At 72.5% G+C, this 1687-nt stretch carries 2 protein-coding genes; one reads left to right on the top strand and one right to left on the bottom strand.

Annotated elements, in window-relative coordinates; translation table 11 throughout:
* Positions 1-433: DUF4232 domain-containing protein (locus CCN42_RS34895; RefSeq protein WP_143662128.1), on the top strand; the 433-nt coding region annotated here is incomplete at its 5' end.
* Here the strand turns inward: CCN42_RS34895 and hemB are convergent.
* The gene (gene hemB / locus CCN42_RS34890) at positions 430-1434 is read right to left on the bottom strand and encodes a porphobilinogen synthase (protein ID WP_086741403.1); all 1005 of its coding nucleotides are present in this window, start codon (positions 1432-1434) and stop codon (positions 430-432) included. The two genes, CCN42_RS34895 and hemB, sit on opposite strands and share 4 nt — an antisense overlap.
* Between the last annotated feature and the right edge of the window lie 253 nt (positions 1435-1687).

The raw sequence follows: 1687 nt of genomic DNA, 5'->3' as shown, positions 1-1687 counted from the left end.
CGGCCCGGTGCGCACCATCTGCAACGGCTCCAACACCAAGGTCACCGCACAGCCGGTGCCGCGCCCGCTGAACCACATGCTGCTCACGGTCACCAACACCGGCTCCAAGCCGTGCAACCTGATGTACTACCCGGTGCTCCGCTTCGACGAGATGCAGTGGGTGCCGCAGGCCCGCCCGGAGACCAAGCCGCAGGCGGTGCCGACGCTCGCCCCCGGCGAGTCCGGCTACGCGGGCGTCCTGCTGGCCGCGGCGGACGGCAGCGGCGACGGCGGCACGACCGCCCGCAAGCTGACCGTGGCCTTCCAGGGCGGTACGCCGAACAGCGACGGCGGCGCCGCCGCGACCCCGCCGCTGCCCGCCGGGGGCGTCTACTACGACAGCTCCCTGACGGTGACGTACTGGCAGTCCTCGATGGAGAACGCGCTCGGCTAGTACTGGCCCTGGTTCAGCTTCCGGGCCGCCTCGGTGGCCCAGTAGGTGAGGATGGTGCGCGCGCCGGCCCGCTTGATGCCGGTCAGCGCCTCCAGGATGGCCCGGTCCCGGTCGATCCAGCCCTTCTCGGCGGCGGCCTCGATCATCGAGTACTCGCCGGAGATCTGGTAGGCGGCGACCGGCACGTCCACGGCGTCCGCGACCCGGGCGAGGATGTCGAGGTAGGGACCGGCGGGCTTCACCATCACCATGTCGGCCCCCTCCTCCAGGTCGAGGGCCAGCTCGCGCAGCGACTCGCGCACATTGGCCGGGTCCTGCTGGTAGGTCTTGCGGTCGCCCTGGAGCGACGAGGCCACGGCCTCCCGGAAGGGCCCGTAGAAGGCGGAGGCGTACTTCGCGGTGTACGCGAGGATGGCGACGTCCTCCCGCCCGATCTGGTCGAGCGCGTCGCGGACGACGCCGATCTGGCCGTCCATCATCCCGCTGGGGCCGACCACGTGGGCGCCGGCGTCGGCCTGCACCTGGGCCATCTCGGCGTACCGCTCCAGCGTGGCGTCGTTGTCGACGCGGCCGTGCTCGTCGAGCACCCCGCAGTGCCCGTGGTCGGTGGTCTCGTCGAGGCAGAGGTCGGACATGACGAGCAGGTCGTCCCCGACCTCGGCCCGCACGTCCCGGATGGCGACCTGGAGGATCCCGTCGGGATCGGTCCCCGGCGTCCCGACCGCGTCCTTCTTCTCCTCCTCCGGCACGCCGAACAGCATGATCCCGGAGATCCCGGCCTCCACCGCCTCGGCGGCGGCCTTGCGGAGGCTGTCCCGCGTGTGCTGGACCACGCCCGGCATGGCGGCGATCGGCACCGGCTCGCTCACGCCCTCCCGCACGAACGCGGGGAGGATGAAGTCGGCCGGGTGCAGCCGGGTCTCGGCGACCATGCGCCGCATGACGGGGCTCGTACGCAGCCGACGCGGACGCGTCCCGGGAAAGGATCCGTACTTCGTCATACGCCTACGCTACGCCCGCCCCACCACCCCCTTTACCGACGCCCCGTCGGCGCCCGTCGGGGTCCCTTCGGCGTCCCGCATGCAGGCGGCGCCCCCCGGAGCCATGCTGGAAGGGCGATCCGCACAACGTTCCGCACGACGAACCGCACGACCGATCCGCAAGACCCCGAAGGGCCCCGACGGCCTCCCTCCGCTCCGGCCGGCCGAGCCGCCGCCGTCCCTCCGTCGTCGCACGCGCCACGGAGGACACGAT

Source organism: Streptomyces glaucescens (genome assembly GCF_002154375.1).
Classification (GTDB): Bacteria; Actinomycetota; Actinomycetes; order Streptomycetales; family Streptomycetaceae; genus Streptomyces; species Streptomyces glaucescens.
The sequence above is the reverse complement of the archived record's forward strand: the minus strand, read 5'-3'. Positions and strand labels throughout refer to the sequence as shown.

Bases quoted from the DNA above. Each gene is read 5' to 3' on its own strand.
- hemB (WP_086741403.1), bottom strand. From the start codon at position 1,434: ATGACGAAGTACGGATCCTTTCCCGGGACGCGTCCGCGTCGGCTGCGT.